Annotated in this window: 18 protein-coding genes, 1 other RNA gene and 1 riboswitch; of the genes, 4 read left to right on the forward strand and 15 right to left on the reverse strand. The window is 69.7% G+C overall.

Annotated features, from left to right (window positions below):
- Position 1: 1 nt before the first annotated feature.
- From mraY to rsmI, 9 genes are all read right to left on the reverse strand, one after another.
- Positions 2-1,087: a phospho-N-acetylmuramoyl-pentapeptide-transferase gene (mraY, locus tag IP93_RS00885; RefSeq protein WP_144811065.1), complete on the reverse strand. Its 1,086-nt coding sequence runs from the start codon at positions 1,085-1,087 to the stop codon at positions 2-4.
- Positions 1,077-2,468, reverse strand: coding sequence for a UDP-N-acetylmuramoyl-tripeptide--D-alanyl-D-alanine ligase (locus IP93_RS00890; RefSeq protein ID WP_144811067.1), 1,392 nt, complete (start codon positions 2,466-2,468; stop codon positions 1,077-1,079). Before IP93_RS00890 ends, mraY begins: the two co-directional genes overlap by 11 nt.
- Complete coding sequence (locus IP93_RS00895; protein ID WP_144811069.1) at positions 2,465-3,949, reverse strand: UDP-N-acetylmuramoyl-L-alanyl-D-glutamate--2,6-diaminopimelate ligase; 1,485 nt, start codon at positions 3,947-3,949, stop codon at positions 2,465-2,467. Before IP93_RS00895 ends, IP93_RS00890 begins: the two co-directional genes overlap by 4 nt.
- Complete coding sequence (locus tag IP93_RS00900) at positions 3,946-5,718, reverse strand: peptidoglycan D,D-transpeptidase FtsI family protein (protein WP_242006698.1); 1,773 nt, start codon at positions 5,716-5,718, stop codon at positions 3,946-3,948. Before IP93_RS00900 ends, IP93_RS00895 begins: the two co-directional genes overlap by 4 nt.
- Positions 5,719-5,861: 143 nt before the next feature.
- On the reverse strand, positions 5,862-6,071 hold the full coding sequence (gene ftsL, locus IP93_RS00905) for a cell division protein FtsL (protein WP_144811499.1): 210 nt from the start codon (positions 6,069-6,071) through the stop codon (positions 5,862-5,864).
- 53 nt (positions 6,072-6,124) lie between these two features.
- A complete protein-coding gene (gene rsmH / locus IP93_RS00910; RefSeq protein ID WP_144811072.1) occupies positions 6,125-7,066 on the reverse strand; it encodes a 16S rRNA (cytosine(1402)-N(4))-methyltransferase RsmH in 942 nt (313 codons plus the stop codon).
- Positions 7,067-7,077: 11 nt separating this feature from the next.
- Positions 7,078-7,524 carry a division/cell wall cluster transcriptional repressor MraZ gene (mraZ, locus tag IP93_RS00915; RefSeq protein WP_144811074.1) on the reverse strand — a complete coding sequence of 149 codons (447 nt, stop codon included), beginning with the start codon at positions 7,522-7,524 and terminating at the stop codon, positions 7,078-7,080.
- A gap of 387 nt (positions 7,525-7,911) precedes the next feature.
- Positions 7,912-8,263, reverse strand: an RNA gene (gene rnpB, locus IP93_RS00920) — RNase P RNA component class A.
- 46 nt (positions 8,264-8,309) lie between these two features.
- Positions 8,310-9,131, reverse strand: coding sequence for a 16S rRNA (cytidine(1402)-2'-O)-methyltransferase (gene rsmI, locus IP93_RS00925; protein WP_144811075.1), 822 nt, complete (start codon positions 9,129-9,131; stop codon positions 8,310-8,312).
- A 70-nt stretch (positions 9,132-9,201) separates the two neighbouring features.
- On the opposite strand from rsmI, the gene IP93_RS00930 reads away from it, so the two are divergent.
- From IP93_RS00930 to IP93_RS00945, 4 genes are all read left to right on the forward strand, one after another.
- The gene (locus IP93_RS00930) at positions 9,202-10,551 is read left to right on the forward strand and encodes a penicillin-binding protein activator (protein ID WP_144811077.1); all 1,350 of its coding nucleotides are present in this window, start codon (positions 9,202-9,204) and stop codon (positions 10,549-10,551) included.
- Positions 10,526-10,936, forward strand: a complete 411-nt coding sequence (locus tag IP93_RS00935) for a YraN family protein (protein ID WP_144811079.1) — start codon at positions 10,526-10,528, stop codon at positions 10,934-10,936. Before IP93_RS00930 ends, IP93_RS00935 begins: the two co-directional genes overlap by 26 nt.
- 67 nt (positions 10,937-11,003) lie before the next feature.
- On the forward strand, positions 11,004-12,386 hold the full coding sequence (locus IP93_RS00940; RefSeq protein ID WP_144811081.1) for an FAD-binding oxidoreductase: 1,383 nt from the start codon (positions 11,004-11,006) through the stop codon (positions 12,384-12,386).
- 97 nt (positions 12,387-12,483) lie between these two features.
- The gene (locus IP93_RS00945) at positions 12,484-13,068 is read left to right on the forward strand and encodes a uracil-DNA glycosylase family protein (protein ID WP_144811082.1); all 585 of its coding nucleotides are present in this window, start codon (positions 12,484-12,486) and stop codon (positions 13,066-13,068) included.
- Positions 13,069-13,071: 3 nt separating this feature from the next.
- Here IP93_RS00945 and thiL read toward each other — a convergent pair whose 3' ends face one another.
- The 6 genes from thiL to IP93_RS00975 form a co-directional block, all read right to left on the reverse strand.
- On the reverse strand, positions 13,072-14,034 hold the full coding sequence (thiL, locus tag IP93_RS00950; RefSeq protein WP_242006676.1) for a thiamine-phosphate kinase: 963 nt from the start codon (positions 14,032-14,034) through the stop codon (positions 13,072-13,074).
- Between the two features lie 4 nt (positions 14,035-14,038).
- Positions 14,039-14,503, reverse strand: coding sequence for a transcription antitermination factor NusB (nusB, locus tag IP93_RS00955; RefSeq protein WP_144811085.1), 465 nt, complete (start codon positions 14,501-14,503; stop codon positions 14,039-14,041).
- Positions 14,500-14,997 (reverse strand): 6,7-dimethyl-8-ribityllumazine synthase, encoded by a 498-nt coding sequence (ribH, locus tag IP93_RS00960; RefSeq protein WP_144811087.1) that lies wholly within the window; start codon positions 14,995-14,997, stop codon positions 14,500-14,502. Before ribH ends, nusB begins: the two co-directional genes overlap by 4 nt.
- Positions 14,998-15,043: 46 nt before the next feature.
- Positions 15,044-16,159 carry a 3,4-dihydroxy-2-butanone-4-phosphate synthase gene (gene ribB / locus IP93_RS00965; protein WP_144811088.1) on the reverse strand — a complete coding sequence of 372 codons (1,116 nt, stop codon included), beginning with the start codon at positions 16,157-16,159 and terminating at the stop codon, positions 15,044-15,046.
- Positions 16,156-16,803 (reverse strand): riboflavin synthase, encoded by a 648-nt coding sequence (locus IP93_RS00970; RefSeq protein ID WP_144811090.1) that lies wholly within the window; start codon positions 16,801-16,803, stop codon positions 16,156-16,158. Before IP93_RS00970 ends, ribB begins: the two co-directional genes overlap by 4 nt.
- 193 nt (positions 16,804-16,996) lie before the next feature.
- Positions 16,997-17,162: riboswitch (FMN riboswitch) on the reverse strand.
- Between the two features lie 183 nt (positions 17,163-17,345).
- A complete protein-coding gene (locus tag IP93_RS00975; RefSeq protein WP_144811092.1) occupies positions 17,346-18,110 on the reverse strand; it encodes a class I SAM-dependent methyltransferase in 765 nt (254 codons plus the stop codon).
- Between the last annotated feature and the right edge of the window lie 22 nt (positions 18,111-18,132).

Below are 18,132 nucleotides of genomic sequence, written 5' to 3' on the forward strand. Positions count from 1 at the left end.
GTCAGCGCACCTTCAGGGTGGCGAGGCCGACCAGCACGAGCACCACCGAGATGATCCAGAAGCGCACGATCACGCGCGGCTCCGGCCAGCCCTTGAGCTCGAAGTGGTGGTGGATGGGGGCCATGCGGAACACGCGCTTGCCGGTCAGCTTGAAGCTGGCCACCTGGATCATCACCGACAGCGTCTCGATGACGAAGATGCCGCCCATGATCACCAGCACCAGTTCCTGGCGCACGATCACCGCGATGGTGCCCAGCACGGCGCCCAGCGCCAGCGCGCCGATGTCACCCATGAACACCATCGCCGGGTAGGTGTTGAACCACAGGAAACCCAGGCCCGCACCGGCAATGGCCGCACAGATCACCACCAGTTCGCCCGCGCCCGGCACCGCGGGGATCTGCAGGTACCTGGCGAACTCGGCATGGCCCGCGGCGTAGGCGAACACGCCCAGCGCGGTGGCGACCAGCACCGTCGGCATGATCGCAAGGCCGTCCAGGCCGTCGGTCAGGTTGACCGCATTGGAGAAGCCGACGATCCACAGGTAGGCGATGGCGACGAAGCCAACGCCCCCCAGCGGCAGCGCCACCGACTTGAAGAGCGGCACGTAGAACGTGGTGGCGGCCGGCACGTCGGCATACAGGTACAGGTACAACCCGGCGGCCAGACCGAACAGCGACTGCAGCGCGTACTTGGTGCGCGACTTCATGCCGTTGGGATCGCGCTTGACGATCTTGATCCAGTCATCCCACCAGCCGATCCAGCCGAAGGCGACCATCACCGCCAGCACCACCCACACGTACTTGTTGCGCAGGTCGCCCCACAACAACACGGATGCGAGCACCGTGAGCAGGATCAGCGCGCCACCCATGGTGGGCGTACCTGCCTTGGAAAAATGCGACTGTGGGCCATCCTTGCGGATCGGCTGGCCACCCTTGAGCTGGCCCAGGCGGCGGATCACCGCCGGACCCCACCACAGCGACAGCGCCAGTGCGGTCAATGCACTGAGGATGCCGCGGATGGTCAGGTAGTTGAACAGGCCGAACAGGCTCTGCAGCTGCTCCAGCCAGCGCGCGAGTTCAAGCAGCATGGGTGCCCCCCTTGTCCGCGCCCACCAGCGCGGTCACGATCCTGTCCATCGCGCTTCCGCGCGAACCCTTGACCAGCACGCGCACGCCCTCGTGCAGTTCGGCGCGCAGCGCCGCGGCCAGCGCATCGTGGCTGTCGTATTGCGTCGCACCTTCGCCAAAGGCGCTGGCCGCAGCTGCACTCAGCGGCCCCAGCGCGAACAGGCGGCGCAGGCCCGCGGCCTTGGCGCGGCGCCCGGCTTCGGCGTGCATGGCTTCGGCGTCGTCACCGAGCTCGCGCATGTCGCCCAGCACCAGCCAGCCCTCGCCGCCGCTGGCGGCCAGGGTGTCGATGGCGGCGGCGAGCGAGCCCGGGTTGGCGTTGTAGCTGTCGTCGACCAGCACCGCACCGTTGGCCAGGGTGTGCGCGATCAGCCGGCCGGCCACCTGTGGCGCCGCGGTCAGCCCTTCGGCAATGACGTCCAGCGGCACGCCCAGCGCGCCGGCCATCGCGGCGGCCGCCAGCGCATTGCGGACGTTGTGGCGTCCGGGCATGGCCAGACGCACCGGCGCCTCGCCCACGGGCGTGACCAGCGTGAAGTGCGAGCCATCGGCATCCAGCGTGATGTCCGTGGCCATGACATCGGCACTGTTGTCCAGGCCGAAGTACACCAGCGAGCGACCGTGCGCGCGCTCGGCGAAATACGGGGCGAAGGCGTCGTCGGCGTTGATCACCGCCGTGCCGTCGGCGGGCAGTGCATCGTAGATCGCGGCCTTGGTGTCGGCCACCGCCAGCAGGCTGCCCATGCGCTCCAGGTGCGCGGGGGCGATGTTGTTGACCAGTGCCACGTCCGGCCGCGCGATGCGGGTCAGGTAGGCAATGTCGCCCGGCTTGCCGGCGCCCATTTCGTACACGGAGAAACGCGCATCGTCCGGCGCGTCGATCACCGCCAGCGGCAGGCCGATCTCGTTGTTGCGGTTGCCGGGATTGGCGTAGGTCTTGCCGGCGCGCTCGAGGATCGACAGCACCAGCGTCTTGACGCTGGTCTTGCCGTTGCTGCCGGTGATGGCCACGACCTTGCCGCCCACGCGCTCGTGCTGCAGCGTCGCGGCCAGGTCGGCCAGCGCGCGCTCGGTGTCGTGCACCACGACCTGTGGCAGGTCCCAACCGGCCACGCGCGCCGGCATGTGCTGCGACACCAGCGCCGCGGTCGCGCCGGCCTCGGCCGCGTCCTGCACGTGCTCGTGGCCGTCGAAGCGTTCGCCCTTCAGCGCGATGAACAGCACCCCCTCGCCGTTGAACAGGGTGCGCGTGTCGGTGGACACGGCGAAGACCTGGCGGTCCTCGCCTTCCAGGCGCCCACCGACCATGCGCGCGATCGCGGAAAGCCACAGCGTCTTCATGCGCGGGCCTCCAGCGCGGCGCGCGCCACGTCCGTGTCGTCGAAGGGATGCTGCACGCCGTTGATCTCCTGGTACGGCTCGTGGCCCTTGCCGGCGACGAGCACGATGTCGTCCGCGGCGGCGGCGGCCACGGCGAAGGCGATGGCCTTCGCACGGTCGCGCAGCACGTGGACGGCCTGCGGCGCGGCGAAGCCGGCCATGATGTCCTGCACGATCCGGTCGCCGTCCTCGGCGCGCGGGTTGTCGTCGGTGACCACGACCACGTCCGCCAGACGCTCGGCGATCGCCGCCATCTGCGGACGCTTGCCGCGGTCGCGCTCGCCGCCGCAGCCGAACACGCACAGCAGCCGTGCGCCGGCATGGCCGCGCAGCGAGGCCAGCGCCTGCTCCAGCGCGTCGGGCGTGTGCGCGTAGTCGATCACCACCAGCGGACGGCGGCCCGTTGGGGCTTCGTCGCCACCGAGGCGGTTCATGCGGCCGTGGATCGGCTGCAACTGGCCCAGCGTCGCGGCAATCGCGGCCGGCGCCTGGCCCTGCGCATGCAGGGTGGCGGCGACGGCCAGCAGGTTGTCGACGTTGAACCGGCCCAGCAGCGGCGAACGCACCGGGTGCACCTCGCCATTGATGGCCAGCTCGAAGTGGATGCCGCCTGCGTCCAGGCGCAGCGACTGTGCGCGCACCACCGCATCGGCATGGCCACGCGAGCTGAAGCCGACGCAGCGCACGCCCTCGGCCAGCAGCGCCGGCAACGTGGCGCCGTACGCGTCGTCGAGGTTGATCGCCGCACCCTTCAGTCCCGGCCACTGGAACAGGCGCGCCTTGGCCGCGCCGTAGGTGTCCATGTCGCCGTGATAGTCGAGGTGGTCGCGGGTGAGGTTGGTGAATACGGCCACGTCGTAGTGCAGGCCAGCCACACGCCCCTGGTCGAGGGCATGCGAGCTGACTTCCATGGCCACCGCCTGAGCGCCGGCCGCGTGCAGCTCGGCCAGCAGGCCGTGGGTGCGCAACACCAGCGGCGTGGTGAAGCCGGTCGGCACCACTTGGCCATACAGGCCGGCACCGAGCGTGCCGACGGTGCCGGCGGTGATGCCCTGCAACGTCCAGGCCTGGGCCAGCAACTGCACGGTAGTGGTCTTGCCGTTGGTGCCGGTCACGCCGACCAGGGTCATTGCGTCGGTGACGCGGTCGTGGAAGTCGTCGGCGATCTCACCCAGGCGTGCACGCAGGTTCGGCACCGCGATGGCACCGTCCGGCGGCGGCAGATGCGACGGTGCGGGTGGCTCGAACAGCACCGCCACCGCGCCCGCCGCCTGCGCCTGCTGCGCGAACTGCAGGCCGTGGGCACCGAACCCGGCGATGGCGACGAACGCGCAGCCGGGCGTGGCCTCGCGGCTGTCCATGACCAGTGCGGAGATGCGCAGATCGCCGGGGATACCGGCGACGTCGGGCAGCAGGTCGGCGAGGCGCTTGCCGCTACTCATGGCGCGCCCCCCATCACCGGCGCCGGCAGGCCGGCGATGCTTGGGGCAGCACTGGGCAGCACCGGGCCATCCTTCACCGGCTTGCCACCGTTGGCCCTGATCCGCTTTGCCTCGGTTTCGGCCTGCGCGGCCAGCCAGGTATCGATGTCGTCGGGCGCCACGTCCATCAGCCGCAGCGCGCCCTCCATCACGTTCTTGAACACCGGGGCCGACACCAGGCCGCCGAAATAGCCTTTGCCCGGGTCCGGGTCGTCAACCACCACCACCATCGAGAACCGCGGGCGCTCGACCGGCACCAGCCCGGCAAAGAACGAAACATAGCGGCGCGAATAGCCGCCGGTGCTGTTGAACTTGCGCGCGGTGCCGGTCTTGCCCGCCACGTGGTAGCCCAGGATCGCCGCCTGCGTGGCGGTACCGCCGGTCTCGGTCACGGTCTGCATCATGTGCAGCACTTCGTTGGCGATGGCCGGATCCAGCACCTGGCGCGATTCGCGCTCCTCGCCCTTGACGAACGTCGGGCGGGTCAGCATGCCGCCGTTGCCCAGCGCCGCGTACGCCACCGCGATCTGCAACGGCGTGGCCGACAGGCCATAGCCGTAGGACATGGTGGCCTTGGTGGTGCCGAACCACTTGGAAGGCTGCGGCAACAGCCCCGGCGACTCGCCCGGGAAGCCGCTCTGCGGCACCTGGCCGTAGCCGAAGCCACGGATGAACTCGTAGAAGAACTGATCGTCGAGCTTGGCCGAGATCTTGGCCGCGCCCAGGTTGGAGCTCTTGGTGATGATGCCAGTGGTGGTCTGGAGGCCGTAATTGCGATGGTCGCGGATGGTGTAGCGGCGATCCAGCGCCATGTAGCCGGGGTTGAGATCGAACACCGTGCTGGGCGTAATCACGCCGGCTTTCAGCCCCGCGGCCACGGTCAGCGGCTTCATCGTCGAGCCCGGCTCGACCACGTCGGTCACCGCGCGGTTGCGGTGTGCGTCGATGTTGGTGCCGCCACCGGCGTTGGGGTTGTAGCTGGGCAGGTTGGCCATCGCCAGCACCTCGCCGCTGGCCACGTCCAGCACCACCACCGACCCGGCGCTGGCACCGGTGCGCAGCAGCGCGCTGCGCAGTTCGCGGTGCGCCAGGTACTGGATGCGGCGATCAATGGTCAGCGTGAGGTCCTTGCCCGGCTCGGCCGGCGTGACCAGATCCACACTCTCCACGATGTTGCCCCGGCGATCGCGGATCACGCGCTTGCTGCCGGGTGTGCCGCGCAGCCAGTCCTCGAAGGCCAGTTCCAGCCCTTCCTGGCCGCGGTCGTCGACGTTGGTGAACCCCAACACGTGCGCCATCGCCTCACCCTGCGGGTAGAAGCGGCGGTATTCGCGCTGCGAGGCCACGCCTGGGATCTGCAGGGCCAGGATGCGCCGCGCCTCGTCGGGATTGATGCGGCGCTTGAGGTAGACGAATTCCTTGCCTGCCTTCTGCCCGACCTTGCGCGCCAGGTAGTCGGCGGGCACACCCAGCGCCTTGGCCAGCTCGGGGATGCGCGCCGGGTTCTTCAACAACTCTTGCGGATTGGCCCAGATCGACTCCACCGGCGTGGACACCGCCAGCGGCTCGCCGTTGCGGTCGGTGATCATGCCGCGCGAGGTCGGAATGGGCAGTTCGCGCTTGAAGCGCGCCTCGCCCTGCTGGCGGTAGAACTCGTTGTGCACCACCTGCAGGTCGAACGCGCGGCCGACCAGAACCACCGAGCACAGGCCCAGCGCACCACCGACCATCACCAGGCGACCGCGCAGGTCGAAACCCCCGCGGCTGCGGCCACGCCCACGGCCGCCGTCGCCACGCAGCGCCTGCAGGCGCGAGCGGATCGCGGCCAGCAGGCGCTGGCCGGGCGTGGCGTGGGGCTGTGCGTCGCGGCGGGTCATGGCCGGATCACCACGGTTTCGGCGCCTTCGGGAAACTTCATGCCGAGGCGGTCACGGGCCACCTGGTCGATGCGGTTGCTCTCCGCCCAGGTCGCCTGCTCCAACTGGAGCCTTCCGAATTCGATATTGAGGTCGTCGCGGGCCTTTTCCAGTTGGCTGAGCTGGATGAACAGGCGACGGTGCTGGTGGCGCGCCTGCACCACCATCAGCGCGGACACGATGTTGGCCACGATCAGCGCTACCAGGGCGATGCGCAGCGTCACGCGGCCACCCCCAGCTTCTCGGCCACGCGCAGCACGGCGCTGCGGGCGCGCGGGTTGGCAGCGGTTTCCTCGTCGGTTGCTTTCTGCGCGCCGTCGATGGCCAGCAGCGTGGGCGTGAACGCCTGCTCGACCGGCATGCGGCGGTTGGCCGGCGGCGCCTTCGAATACCTGGCGATGAACTGCTTGACGATGCGGTCTTCCAGCGAGTGGAAGCTGATTACCGCCAGCCGACCGCCGGGTTTGAGCCGCGCCATGGCCGCGTCCAGGCCGGCCTCGAGATCGGCCAGCTCGCGGTTGATGAAGATGCGGATGGCCTGGAAGCTGCGCGTGGCCGGGTGGATCTTGCTGTCGCCTCGCGGCATCACGGAGGCGATCAGCTCGGCCAACTGCGCGGTGCGGAGCAGCGGCTGCGCGTCGCGGCGGGCAACAATCGTGCGCGCGATCTTGCGGCTTTGGCGCTCCTCGCCGTAGGTCCACAGCACGTCGGCGATCTCACGCTCGTCGGCACGGGCCAGCCACTGCGCGGCGCTTTCGCCGGATTCGGGGTCCATGCGCATGTCCAGCGGCCCGTCCTTGCCGAACGAGAAGCCGCGCTCGGCCACGTCCAGCTGCGGCGAGGACACACCGAGGTCGAACAGCACGCCGTCCAGCCCTTCGGCGGTGGCGGACCACTGCGCCAGCTCGGCGAAGCTGCCGCGGTAAATCGCGACGCGCGCGTCCGCGCCGAACTCACGTTCGGCCACGGCGATCGCCTCGGGATCCTTGTCCATCACCAGCAACTTCCCCTTGGGCCCCAACTGCGCCAGCACGCCGCGGGCGTGTCCGCCCCGGCCGAACGTGCCATCCAGGTAGGTGCCATCACCCATCACGCGCAGGCCTGCCAGCACCTGCGTGTACATGACCGGGAGGTGGCCGGATGCCGCATGCGCGCGGTCCATGCCACCGCCCGTCACAACTGCAGATCGAGCAGCTCGTCGCTCAGATCGTCGTCAGTGATGACCTGACGGATCTGCTCGTGATGCGCGTGCTCGCTCCACAACTCGAACTTGTCGCCCATGCCCAGCAACACGGCTTTCTTCTCGATGCCGACGGCGCTGCGGTGGCTGGGGGGAATGGTGATGCGGCAGTTGCCGTCCAGCTCGACCATGTGGGCCGCGCCCACCAGCTTGAGCTGCATCACCCGGCTGAACTTCTTCACCCGCGGGAGCTTGTTGACGTCGTCGCGGACGCGCTCCCACACGTGCAGCGGATAGATGTAGAGGGACCCGGATTCGAACGGGTTGTAGGTGATCACCAGTTTGTTGCCGCAATCGCGCGCGACAAGGTCGCGGTAGGCGGTGGGCACCGCCAGCCGGCCCTTCTCGTCGATCGTGATGGCGGTTTCGCCCTGGAACATTGAGCACCTTGTGCGTGCCACCTCTAGGCGGGTAGCTTCGCCACTGGAAAACCACAAAAAACCCGGTTTTCCCTCTGATGCCCACCTTAGGCAGGCCCTATAGGGTTGTCAACAACTTTCCAGTGGGAATTTCACTTGGCGCATCAAGGGTTTAAGGCAAACTTCACACTCTTATTCAAGACTTATCCACTAAGTCTTGTTTCGTCTCATATTTTGAGATTCGGCGGGTCTTCACCACCGGATAACAATCACTTGCACGTGGTCCTTCCATCCCCTCCGCAGCCGGGGATGGCGATGGTGCGGTGCGCAAGAATCCGGTAGCCGCTGGTCGCTCCGCGGTCGGACGCGCCATCCGAGCGGCACCGGAGCCTGGGCGATGGAGTGAAGTGGCGGAGCCGGCCGGTAAGCCGGGTTCTGTCGTGGACAGTCATTCCTCTAGGCGCAGCGTCACCGCTGCGCTCAAGCAACCTACCCGGAGACACCGCGGGCCGCGGCATTGCCTCCCTATTTGGTCTTGCTCCCGGTGGGGTTTGCCGTGCCGGTCTGTTGCCAGACTCGCGGTGCGCTCTTACCGCACCGTTTCACCCTTGCCACGCATCCCGAAGGACCGTTCGGCGGTCTGCTCTCTGTTGCACTTTCCGTCGGCTCGCGCCGCCCAGGCGTTACCTGGCACCGTGCCCTATGGAGCCCGGACTTTCCTCGGCATTCTTGCGAATGACGCGACTGTCTGGCCGGCTCCGCCGTGCGTATTGTCGCATGGTTCCAACGGTTGCCGGATGGCGTGGTTATTGGCCGTACAGCGCCTTCCGCGGCGCGCCGCTCAATTCGGCGGCCAGCTTGGCCGCGGTGGACGGCGGCAGGTGCTCGGCCAGCTTGGCGTACAGGCGCTTGCCCTCGGCCAGGCGCGCATCCGCGTCATCGCCCGCGCCTTCGACCACGACCACGAACTCGCCCTTGCGCTGGTTGGGGTCGGCCTGGACCTTGGCCAGCAGCCCGGCGAGCGTGCCATCGAGCACGGTCTCGAACAGCTTGGTCAACTCGCGCGCCAGCACCGCCGGGCGCTGCGGGCCAAAAGCGGCGGCCATGTCTTCCAGCGCCTCGTCGATGCGGTGCGCGGATTCGTAGAACAGCAGCGTGCGCGACTCCGCGGCCAGCCGCGACAGGCGCTCGCGGCGCGCGGCGCCCTTGGCCGGCAGGAAGCCTTCGAAGGCGAAACGGTCCGACGGCAGGCCGGCCACGCTCAGCGCGGCGATGGCCGCACAGGCACCGGGCACCGGCGAGACCCTGATGCCGGCCGCACGCGCGGCGCGGACCACGCGGTAACCGGGGTCGCTGACCAGCGGGGTGCCGGCATCGGAGACCAGCGCGAGCGACTCGCCGGCCTGCAGGCGCGCCACCAGCTGCGCCGCCTGCGCGTCCTCGTTGTGCTGGTGCAGGGCCACCAGCGGCCGCTCCAGGCCGAAGTGCGACAGCAGTTGCCGCGTGTGGCGGGTGTCCTCGGCGCAGACCGCGGCGACCGTGCGCAGCGTTTCCAGCGCGCGCGGGGACAGGTCGCCGAGGTTGCCGATGGGCGTGGCGACGACATGGAGGGTGCCGGGGGTGTGCATCGTGCTTCCACAGGGGGGACGGGTAGAATCCTAACCCGGTCCCCCAGGAACGCCGCATGGCGGCGGCTGCATGTCGATGATGACTGTGTCGAGGAAGTGGATGTTCGCGCCGGTGCTGTTGGCGGCGCTGGCCGGAGGCTGCGTCACCACGCCGAACGGAGGCCCTCGCACCACGCAGGCCAGCCGTTCGCCGCAGATGCAGCAGGCGCAGGCGCTGGCAGTGGGCGCCGCCGCGCAGGCCGGCCCCGCCCGCAAGGCGCAGGATGAACAGATCGACCGGCTGCTGGCGCAGCTCGACAATGCCACGCTGGCGCGCGACACCGCGGCCCTGCCGCAGGGCGACCCCCTGTACAACCACGCGGGGCGCGCGCTGCTGTTGCGCGGCCTGCCGTTGCCTCGTCCGTTCGACCGCAGCGCGTGGAAGTTCGATGCAGGCAACCGCCCCGCCGCCGACCGGGACGGCTACCGGCCGCCGGTGAGGCTGGCCGTGCTGCTTCCGCTGTCCGGCAGCTTGGCTACCGCCGCGGCGCCAGTGCGCGACGGGTTGCTGGCCGGCTACTTCGCCGAGACGCGGGCCAAGCCTGAAGTGCAGTTCTACGACACCGCCACGGGCGTAACCGCTGCCTACGAGCGTGCCGTGGCCGAAGGGAATGATTTTGTCATCGGCCCCTTGGGGCGCGATGAGGTGACCACCGTCTTTTCCCGACCGTCGCTGCCGGTACCGGTGTTGGCGCTCAACCGGGGCGACGTGCCGCCGCCCGCCGGCAACGCCAGCTTCTCGCTGACGCCCGAAGACGAGGGCGTCGCCGCGGCGGAATGGCTGCTCGCGCGCAAGGCGACCCGGGTCCTGGTGGTCGGCGGCGAGGACGACAGCCAGCGGCGGGCCACGCTCGCGTTGCGTGAACGCCTGGGCGAGCGTGGCGCCGTGGTCGTCGACGTCGTCGGCAGCGCCACAACGGATTACGCGTCCCACGCACAAAAGGGCGTCGATGGCATGTTCCTGGCAATCCGTGGCCCTGCCGCACGCGCGGTCATGGCGCGATTCAGCCTGGCTGGATTGACTGGCAAGCCGGTGGTGGCGACGTCGCAACTCCTCTCCGGCACGGGCAACGCCGCGGAGGACGCTGCACTTGATGGCATCGCCTTCCCCGCCGAGACCTGGTCGACGCAGGGAATCCACGGACTGCCGAGTGCAACTGCCGCCGCGGCATTGCTGCCCAGCGCGCAAGGTCCGGCGGCGCGCCTGTTCGCCTTCGGTCATGACGCATGGCAGCTGACTGCCTACCTCGAACGATTGGCGTCATCGGCCGACGGTCGCATCCAGGGCGCCACGGGCACGCTGCGCATTGACGGATTTGGCAACGTGCAGCGCACGCCTGCGTGGTCCACCTTCCGTGGCGGCATCGTCGTTCCGCTCTGACGCGGCCGCGCCGCGTGACCGGCGCGCCGTGGGCGCTTCGGTCGAGGCGGCCGCGCGCGACCACCTGATGACCCAGGGAATGATCCCGATCGCGGCCAATGTCGGCTACCGCCTGGGCGAACTGGACCTGGTGATGCGCGATGGCGACAGCCTGGTCTTCGTCGAAGTCCGTTACCGCCGCGACGACCGGTTCGGCGGTGGCGCGGCCTCCGTGGACTGGCGCAAATGCCGCAAGATCGTCCGCGCCGCGCAGTTGTTCCTGCTGCACCACCCACGCTGGGCGGATGTGCCCTGCCGCTTCGACGTCATTGACGCTGAAGGCGATGCCGCGGCACCCACTCTGACGTGGCTGCGCGACGCCTTTCGCGTGGATGACATTCGATGAGGAGGCCGCAGCGGAGTGCGCTGCACTTCCGGCGAAATTCGCCTGGGTCGCTGGCGGGCGTGCGCCCATGAGCGCCCTGCCCCAGTCGCTGCACGTCGAACTCGCGGCCCTGCTCGGCGACGCCTGGTGCACCGACCCGAGTGAGCGGCTGGCCTACGCCTTCGACAATTCACGGCGCGAGAGCCTGCCCGACGCGGTCGCACTGCCCACCACGCGCGAGCAGGTGATCGCGCTGATCCGTGCCTGCCGCGCCCACCGCGTGCCGCTGGTGGCCCGCGGTCGCGGCACCAACACCACCGGTGCCACGGTGCCGGTGGCCGGCGGCGTGGTGGTGTCGTTCGAACGCATGAACCGCATCCTCGACATCCGTCCGGGCGACCGCTGCGCGGTGGTGGAACCGGGCGTGCTCAACGGCGACCTGCAGGCGGTGCTGCAGCCGCATGCGCTGTTCTGGCCACCGGACCCGACCAGCGCGGCATTCAGCACGGTCGGCGGCAACCTGGCCTGCAACGCCGGTGGCCCGCGCGCGGTGAAGTACGGCGCCAGCCGCGACAACGTGCTCGCGCTCACCGCGGTCACCGGCGCGGGCGAGCTGATCGAGTGCGGCACTGCCACCACCAAGGGCGCCACCGGCTACGACCTGCACCGCCTGCTGGTGGGCAGCGAGGGCACGCTGGCGCTGATCGTGGAGGCCAGCCTGCGACTGACGCCCGCGCCTGCTTCGCGACGCGCGCTGCGTGCGATCTACCGCGACGTGTCCAGCGCGGCGCAGGCGGTGGCGCGGCTGATGGCGCAACCGGTGACGCCGTCGATGCTGGAATTCATGGATGCGCATGCGGTGCGGCTGGCGCGCGACGTGGGCGGCGCCGACCTGCCGGCCGATGCCGGTGCGTTGCTGATGATCGAAGCCGATGGCGATGCGGAGACATTGCCGCACGACATCGAGGCACTGGCCCGCGCGGCCGAAGGCGATGGCCTGGTCTCGCTCGACGATGCCGCCGACGATGCGGCCCGCGCGAAGCTCTGGGCCGCGCGCAAGGCGCTGTCGCCCTCGTTGCGTACGCTGGCGCCGGGCAAGATCAACGAGGACGTGGTGGTGCCGGTGTCGCGCATTCCCGCGCTGGTCGATGGCGTGCAGGCGTTGGCGCGCGAGTTCGACTTGCCCATCGTCTGTTTTGGCCATGCCGGCAACGGCAACCTGCACGTCAACCTGATGTACGACCCGGCCGATGCGGCGCAATCGGAGCGCGCACGCGCCGCGATGGCGCGGGTGTTCGCGCTGGCGGTGTCGCTGGGCGGCACGCTCTCGGGCGAACATGGCATCGGGCTGGCCAAGCGCGACTTCATGCCGCAGGCAGTGACGCCGCCGACGCTGGCGCTGATGCGGCAGTTGAAGGTGGTGTTCGACCCCGACGGCATCCTCAACCCGGGCAAGCTGCTGCCGCCGTGAACGAATCTCGTGCGAGGGCGCGGCGGTTTACAACGCTGGCTATCGCCTGCACCGTTTGCCCTGCGCCTGGCTTCTTTGCTTGCGGGTCGCTGCTTCCATGAGCCGCGAACTGGACCACTTGCTGCGCGACATCCGCGCCTGCCGCATCTGCGAGGCGCACCTGCCGCTGGGTCCCAATCCCGTGCTGCGCGCCAGCGCCACCGCACGCCTGCTGGTGGTGGGCCAGGCGCCGGGCACCAAGGTGCACGCCACCGGCATCCCCTGGAACGACGCGAGCGGCCAGCGCCTGCGCGCATGGCTGGACATGGATGCGGACACGTTCTACGACGAGCGCCGCGTGGCCATCGTGCCGATGGGCTTCTGCTACCCCGGCAAGGGGCCGTCCGGCGACCTGCCGCCGCGGCCCGAATGTCGGGCGACGTGGCATCCGAAGCTGGTGCCGCTGATGCCCGAGGTTCGCCTGACCCTGCTGATCGGCCAGTACGCGCACGCCTATTTCCTCGGTGCGCGGCGCAAGGGCTCGCTCACCGACACGGTGCGCGCATGGCGCGAGTACGCGCCGCAGTACCTGCCGCTGCCACACCCCAGCCCGCGCAATGTGGGCTGGTTCAAGGCCAATCCGTGGTTCGAGGCGGAAACGGTGCCGGACCTGCGCGAACGCGTGCACGCCGTACTGGGCTGAGTCTCAGCCGGAAAAATGTTCGTAACCGGCTCGCGACGGCACCCACGGTCGACCTGCCGCGTCAAGCAAGCGAAGCTGTGCAGTCGCTGCGGTCACGGTACCGATACTGGTGAGCGGAATCGCCATCTCACTCGCGATGCGCACCAGCGCGGCCCGCGATGCGCCGGGTGCGGTGAAGCACAATTCGTAATCATCGCCGCCGGTGGCCTGCAGATGCATGCGCCGCGGTACGTCGAAGGCCTTCACCAGCGCTTCGGATGCCGGTAGCGCCGGGGCATGCACGTCAATGCTCACGCCACTGGCCTGCGCCACATGCGCGAGGTCTGCAGCCAATCCATCGGAGATGTCGATGCAGGCGTGGACCAATCCCACCAGTGCGCGCCCCAGCGCCACGCGCGGCGTTGGCCGATCAAGTCGATCTCGCAGGCCAGAGGCCACAGGTTGGCCAGACGTCCATTGAGCCAACGCACCCGCGGCATCGCCCACGGTGCCGGAGACCCAGACCTCGTCGCCGACACGCGCGGCATCGCGACGCAATGCAAGCCCCGGCGCCACGAAACCATGCACGGTCACCGATACCGACAACGGCCCGCGCGTGGTGTCACCGCCGACCAGGGCGACGCCATGCATCTGCGCCAGGCCAAGGAAGCCATCGAGGAATGCATCCACCCACGCGGCATCGCTGTGCGGCAGGGACAGCGACAGCGTGCACCACGCGGGCATGGCGCCCATCGCGGCGAGGTCGGAAAGGTTGACGGCGAGCGCCTTCCAGCCGATGTCGGCCGGCGCGGTTTCCTCGGGGAAATGCACGCCCGTGTTGAGCGTGTCCATCGCCACCACCAGCTGCTGGCCGGGTGGCGGTTGCAGGATGGCGGCGTCGTCGCCGATGCCCAGCACCACGTCGTCACGCGTGGCCGCGCGCCGGCGGATACGCTCGATCAGGTCGAATTCGGCGGTGCTGCCCACAGACTCAGCGCGAGCGGCCGGCGCCCACTTCCACCGCACGCCATGCGGCGGCGGCATGGTCCAGCACGCCGTTGACGTAGGTGTGGCCGTGCTCGGCGCCGAAGCGCTTGACCGTTTCGATGGCCTCGTTGATGACCACGCGGTACGGCACGTCCGGACGCAGCCGTAGTTCGTAGGCGGCAATGCGCAGCGCGGCGCGCTCCACCGGGTCCACCTGTTCGACCTCGCGGTCGAGGAACGGGGCGAGGGCCTCGTCCAGCGCCTTGACGTGCTCGTCCACACCGCGCACCAGGTCCTCGAAGTAGACGAGGTCGGCGGGCTCCTTGGCCTGCTCGTGGGCGAACTGGGCAATCACGTCGTTGACCTTGGCACCGGACAGTTGCCAGGCGTACACGGCCTGCAGCGCGCGGCGGCGCGCACGCGAGCGGGCAACAGGATCCACGCCATCGGGGCGGCGACGGTTGTTCATTCCAGCACCTCCAGCAGGTCCTGCGCGGCGGGCAACTGGTCCAGCAAGTGGCACATCTCGATCACCACCAGCGCGGCCTCCTCGCCCTTGTTGCCATGGCTGCCGCCAGCGCGAGCCTGGGCATCCTCGAAACGGTCCACGGCGAGCACGCCGTTGGCCACCGGCAGGCCGTAATCCAGCGCCACGCGCATCAGGCCTTCGGAACAGCCATCGGCCACCTGCTCGTAGTGGCGGGTATCGCCGCGCACCACGCAGCCCAGCGCCACCACGGCGGCGTGCTGTCCAGCGGCGGCGATGCGCGCGGCGGTCAGCGGGATCTCCCACGCGCCGGGCACGCGGATCACGTCCACCGCGTCCTCGGCCACGCCGTTCTCGGTGAAGGTCTTGCGCGCACCGGCCACCAGCGTGTCGGTGATGCGCGGGTTCCAGCGGCTGGCGATGATGGCGTAGCGCGCGCCGGTGGGGCTGCGCAGGTCGCCTTCGATGTGGGGCATGTCGGGGGCCGGTCGTGGGGTAAGAGGGTTAGTTTAGCCGCTGGACTCAAAGCCCGTGCGGATCCACGTACTCCACGACCTCCAGGCCAAAGCCCGCCAGACCGATCTGCTTGCGCGCGGTGCCCAGCACGCGCAACCGGCTCAGGCCCAGATCGGCCAGGATCTGCGCGCCCGCACCCGTGCGGCGCCATTCGGTCAGGGCGTGGCCGGCGCCGGGGGTCAGCTCCTCCTGCTGGGCCGGTTCGCGCAGGCGCGCCAGCAGCGCGTCCGGGGTGGCGGTGTCGGCCAGCACCACCAGCGCGCCACAGCCTTCGCGGGCGATGGTCGCCAGCACGTCGCCCACCGCCGGACCGAAGTCCGGCCGGCGCCAGTGCAGCGCATCGGCCAGCGGGTTCTGCACGTGCACACGCACCAGCGTGGGCACGGCCTTGTCCGGCGTGCCGCGCAGCAGCGCGAAGTGCAGCGCATGGCTGAGGCGGTCGCGGTAGGTGGTCAGCTGGAACGGGCCGTGGCCGGTGTCGATCTCGCGGCTGTCCACGCGCTCGACCGTGTGCTCGGTGGCCAGGCGGTAGCGGATCAGTTCCTCGATGGAGCCGATCTTCAGCCCGTGCTCCTTGGCGAAGGCCTCCAGCTGCGGGCGGCGCGCCATGCTGCCGTCGGCGTTGAGGATCTCCACCAGCACGCCCGACGGCTCCAGCCCGGCCAGCAGCGCCAGGTCGGTGGCGGCCTCGGTGTGGCCGGCGCGGTTGAGCACGCCGCCCGGCTGCGCCTGCAGCGGGAAGATGTGGCCCGGCTGGCTGAGGTCCTCGGGACCGGCGTCGGGGCGCACCGCGGTGCGCACGGTGTGGGCGCGGTCGTAGGCGCTGATGCCGGTGGTCACGCCCTCGGCCGCCTCGATGCTGACGGTGAAGTTGGTGTGGTGCGGCGAGGTGTTGTCGCGCACCATCGGCGGCAGGCCCAGCTGGCGGCAGCGTTCGCGGGTGAGCGACAGGCACACCAGGCCGCGCGCGTGGGTGACCATGAAGTTGATGTCCTGCGGCCGCACCAGCTCGGCGGCCATGATCAGGTCGCCTTCGTTCTCGCGGTCTTCGTCATCGACGATCACGACCATGCGGCCGGCGCGGATTTCCTCGAGGATCTCGGGGATGGGGGCGAAGCTCATGCGGGTTCTCCGGGGGTGGTGCCGCTTGCGAAATGGTCGTCGGTGGCGGGGCTGCGATGGGCAAACAGGCGCTCGGCGTAGCGCGCGACCAGGTCCACCTCGAGGTTGACCGCATCGCCGACCTTGGTCTGCTGGAAGGCGGTGTGCGCCACGGTGTGCGGGATCAGCGCGACTTCGAAGCCGGCGTCATCGACCTCGTTGACGGTGAGGCTGACGCCGTCGACGCAGATCGAGCCCTTCTTGGCGATGTAGCGCAGCAGTGCAGTCGGTGCGGTGAAGCGCCAGCGCAGCGCTCGCGCATCCTCGGTGATGCGCTCGACGCGGCCCACGCCGTCGACGTGGCCGCTGACGATGTGGCCGCCGAGGCGGTCGGTGGGGCGCATGGCGCGTTCGAGGTTGACCAGCGCGCCTTCGGGCAATGCACCGAGGGTGGTCAGCGCCAGGGTCTCGGTGGAGGCGTCGGCCTCGAACGCGGTGGCGTCGAAGGCGATGACGGTCAGGCAGGTGCCGTTGACCGCGATGCTCTCGCCCAGGCGCACATCGTCGAACGGCAGGCTGCCCACCTCGATGCGCAGGCGGGCGTCGCCGCCGCGCAGTTCACGCGTGGCCAGGCGGCCGACGCCTTCGATGATGCCGGTGAACATCAGGCGCCTCCCGCAAGCACGCGCCGATGCGCGGGACGGAAGGAGACATGGGCGAACAACGGATGGGACATGGCACGTTTCCCGCGTGGAGGGCGAGCGAAAAACGTCCCAAGGCAATGGCATGCGCGGCGCTCCCCGACCCTGCGAACCGGGAATGCCCCGCCGCGCGCACGGGCGTCGCAGCGGTTGCGCACGCCGTCTTCTTTCATCCGGACTATGACCGTCGGCTCCGGCATTGGACCGGATCTGCTGACCTTTCCGCGGAAGAACCGATGGAAAGCGCTCGCGGGCTCGTTGCTCGGCACGGGGCCGGGCGACCTACCGCCGGTGGGGAGTTGCACCCCGCCCTGAAGACGTCGCGTGGTTGCCGCCGAAGCGGCATCGGCATTCTACCACCGGCCGGCCGCAAGGCCCGTGCGCGGGGGCGCATCCTGCGTGGAACGCTGTGTTGGCGACGCAGGACCGACGGTCGACGATCCGACGGTGGCAGGGCGCACGTCCTCTGGCGGGCCGGAGTGATGGCGCCCGCAAGCCTGGTGGACTCAGGGCTTGCGCCGCAGGTGCAGGAACAGCGGCCAGGTGATGGTGCGTACATCCGCAGCATCGCCCCACGCCGCCGCCAAGGCCGGCGCGTGGTGGGCCACCGGATCGATGCCGGTGACCGCCAGGCAGCGGGCACTGGCCGACATGCTGGACAAGTAGCGCAGGAAATGCGGCAACGACCATTCCGCTTCCAGCCACAGCGACGGCGCCGGCACCGCGGGAAACGGCCAGTCGTAACCGGCGTAGCGCGCATCGACCTGCTCGCGTTCCGGCGGCCAGTGCGGTTCGATGCGGGCACGGAAGGCCGCCACGGCCTCGGTCATGCCCTCGGGAGCGAGGAAGTCGGGGTAGCCCCATGCCGCCAGCACGCCGCCGGGCGCAAGTACACGCTGGCATTCGGCGAAGAACGCCGGCCGGTCGAACCAGTGCAGCGCCTGGGCCACGGCGACCAGTTGCACTGACCCCTCGGCCAGGGTGGTGCGCTCGCCGGGCTCGACCGCCAGCGACACGTTGGCCGCAGCTTCAGCGTGCGCCCAATGCGACGACAACTGCTGGGCACTCGGATCGGTGGCGTGGACGTGGGCGAAGCGCGCAGCCAGCCCACGCGTGGCCTGGCCGCTGCCGCAGCCCGGCTCCCATACGTGCGCGCTGGCCGGCACGTGGGCAGCCAGCGCATCGAACAGCGCGTCGGGATACTCGGGTCGCGCGGCGGCGTAGGCGTCGGCGACGCCGGAGAAGTGGTCCTTGAAACTGCTCGTACCCATCAATGGCTCCTCGTTCCGCCCT

Source organism: Aerolutibacter ruishenii (genome assembly GCF_007830115.1).
Taxonomy (GTDB): Bacteria; Pseudomonadota; Gammaproteobacteria; order Xanthomonadales; family Xanthomonadaceae; genus Aerolutibacter; species Aerolutibacter ruishenii.